Here is a 2642-nt window from a genome sequence, read left to right on the forward strand (position 1 = left end):
CAGGATATGAGCGCTCGGCTCGGGATTTTCGGCGAACCGTTGATGTCGTTCGTCCGTGAGAAAATCGGGGGAACCGGCGCGACGGTACTGGCTGTTCTCCTCTCCGTCGGTTGTGTCGCGTGGACGCTCGAACTCACCGCCGCGGTCGGCAAGGCCGTCTCGATACTGCTCGGCGGTGCCATCGGCTGGCAACCGCTCGCGCTGGTGACCGGGGTGCTCGCCATCCTCGTTGGCGTGATGAACTACGACGGTATCGAGCGGATCATGACCGCGATGATGCTCATCCTGCTCGTGGTCTACATGGCCGTTGCGGGCGTGAGCACCCCGTCCGTGACCCATATCGTGGGCGGGTTCATCCCGAAGATTCCGGCCGTCGGCGCGCTGACGCTCGCCGCGTCCATCATCGGGACCACCGCCCTGTGGCCGAACTTCTTCCTCGAATCGAACCTCGTCTCGGAGAAGGGTTGGGTCAGCAAAGACGACGTCCCGGACATGCGCCGCGACCTCGGCATCGGCTACGTCGTCGGCGGATTGACGACGGCGGCCATCGTCGTCGTGGCAGCCGCCGTGTTGCGCCCCGCGGGATACACCCAACTCGACACGTTCATCACGCCCGGCAAGGCGCTGGCGGGCGTGTTCGGCAAGTGGGCGATGTACGTCTTCCTCATCGGGACCGTCGCCGCCGCGTTCAACAGCATCATTCCGATAATGTGGACTCCGGCGTACCTCCTGCAGAACGCGCGGGGCAAGGTCGCCGACAGCGCGAGCCGTGAGTTCAAGATCATCTACGCCGTCGGCGTCGGTCTCGGCAGTCTCTCGCCGCTCGTCCACCAGTTCGCGGGCCTGAGCATCATCGACATGATACTCCTGTTTCCGGCGTACAACGCCATCGTCGGCCTGCCGATTACGGCCCTCGTGCTGTTTTGGGCGGTCAACGACCGGAAGACGATGGGCGAACACAAGAACAGCATCGCGATGACCGGACTGAACGTCCTACTCGTCCTCCTGTCGGTCTACCTCGCCGTGACCTCGCTCCCTGGCTTCATCGACGCGCTGACCTCCGGAGGGCTCTGATTCCCGACGGATGCTCCCTGAACCGACGACGTTGACGATTCTCGTCGTCATCGCGTTCCTCTCGGGTGTCGGCATCACCGCCGTCGGCCCCGGCGGAATCTTCATCACGGTTGCCCTGTTCGCGCTCACGGACGTCTCGTCGTCCGTCGTCGCCGGGACGGCGATGACGACGTTCGTGTTCACGGGTCTCCTCGGAACGTTCACGTACGTCCGTTCCGGCGAACTCCGGTCGCGTTCGGGCCGACGACTCGCGGTTCTCGTGACGGTTCCGAGCATCGTCGGTGCTGTCCTCGGGGCGTTCGCCAACACGATTCTCGCCGCCGGTTCGTTCGGCACCATGCTGACGGCGTTCACCGCCCTCGTCGGCGTCACCATCGTCTATCGGGAGCGGCGCGGCCTCGGGTCGAAGTGGTCGTTCGACCACGATTCGACGGTCGGCATCGCGGTATTCGGTGGTATCGGCCTCAGTATCGGCGTTGTGGGTGGATTGCTCGGCGTCGGCGGTCCGGTCATCGCCGTCCCTGTCCTCATCGTGCTGGGCGTCTCGATGCTCGACGCGCTGGCGGCCGCACAGGTCCAGTCGGTGTTCCTCTCCGCGTTCGCGGCGATGACCTACCTGACGCAGGGTGCCGTGTCAATTCCACTGGCCGTCGCGGTCGGCGTCCCCGAACTCCTCGGCGTCGTCGTCGGGTGGCGGGTCGCCCACCGCGTCGAACCGTCCCGACTCAAACTCGCGCTCGGTGCGTCGCTCGTCGCCACCGGATTCGCGCTCGCGCTGTTCTGATCTCCCCCTCTTCCCGACTTATCGTCGATAACTCACGGCGATTCCCTCGCCCAGTGGAATCGCGCTCGTCTCGAAGTCGGGGTCGTCGCGCACCGCCAGCAGATACTCCGCGATGCCGCGGGTGTTCTCGTTCATCTCCGGGTTTCCACCTTCGATGGCGTCGAGAATCGCGTCGAAGTCCTGCCCCCCGGCGATCATCGCGTTATCGGCGATGACGACGCCCCCGGGTGCGACTTTCCCTCGAATCGACTCCCACGCTTCGGGATAGCCGTCCTTGTTGTGGTCGATGAGCACCACGTCGAACGGGCCGTCGTGATGATCGACGATTTCGTTCGCGTCGCCGTTCTCGAAGGTGGCGCGGTCGGCAAACCCGCCCGCTTCGAGGTACTCCCGTGCTTCGTCGAGTTCGTCCGCATCGTACTCCGTGAGGACGATTTCTCCGTCCTCCGGCAGCGCCTCGGCGAACCAGTAGGCCGAGTAGCCGAAACCAGACCCGAACTCGAAGATCCGCTCGGCGTCCACCGCGTACGCGAGCAACCGCAGAAACTGCCCGACTTCCCGACCGACGGTCGGGAAGTCCTCGCCGCGCTCCTCCATCGCTTGTAGGGTTTCGTCCGGTTCGGCGACCGCGGCACGTACGAAGCGTTTCGTCTCGTCCGGAAGGATTTCCGTCATACGACGGCTTACACGTGGAAGGACGATAATTCTCGTGGGCGCGTGTTTCGAATTTTCACAGGTTCGAATGGCCGGTTTCACAGGTGCGAATCGTCGGATTCACTGGCAC

3 protein-coding genes are annotated in these 2642 nt (G+C 64.4%); 2 read left to right on the forward strand and 1 reads right to left on the reverse strand.

All coding sequences use genetic code 11. The features are described from left to right. Together WBV42_RS08565 and WBV42_RS08570 are read left to right on the forward strand one after the other, a co-directional pair. Nucleotides 1–1074 (forward strand): NRAMP family divalent metal transporter (locus WBV42_RS08565; RefSeq protein ID WP_423985657.1); only part of this gene is annotated, 1074 nt, incomplete at its 5' end. Between the two features lie 10 nt (nt 1075–1084). Beyond that, on the forward strand, nt 1085–1858 hold the full coding sequence (locus WBV42_RS08570) for a sulfite exporter TauE/SafE family protein (protein WP_423985658.1): 774 nt from the start codon (nt 1085–1087) through the stop codon (nt 1856–1858). An 18-nt stretch (nt 1859–1876) separates the two neighbouring features. Here WBV42_RS08570 and WBV42_RS08575 read toward each other — a convergent pair whose 3' ends face one another. Next, nucleotides 1877–2533 (reverse strand): O-methyltransferase, encoded by a 657-nt coding sequence (locus WBV42_RS08575; protein ID WP_423985659.1) that lies wholly within the window; start codon nt 2531–2533, stop codon nt 1877–1879. Nucleotides 2534–2642: the final 109 nt, after the last annotated feature.

The sequence above is a fragment of the Haladaptatus sp. genome (genome assembly GCF_049589095.1).
GTDB lineage: Archaea > Halobacteriota > Halobacteria > Halobacteriales > Haladaptataceae > Haladaptatus.

What these genes read in the sequence shown, in the direction of transcription:
- WBV42_RS08575 (WP_423985659.1), bottom strand. Translation starts at nt 2,533, where the DNA reads ATGACGGAAATCCTTCCGGACGAGACGAAACGCTTCGTACGTGCCGCG.
- WBV42_RS08570 (WP_423985658.1), top strand. Translation starts at nt 1,085, where the DNA reads ATGCTCCCTGAACCGACGACGTTGACGATTCTCGTCGTCATCGCGTTC.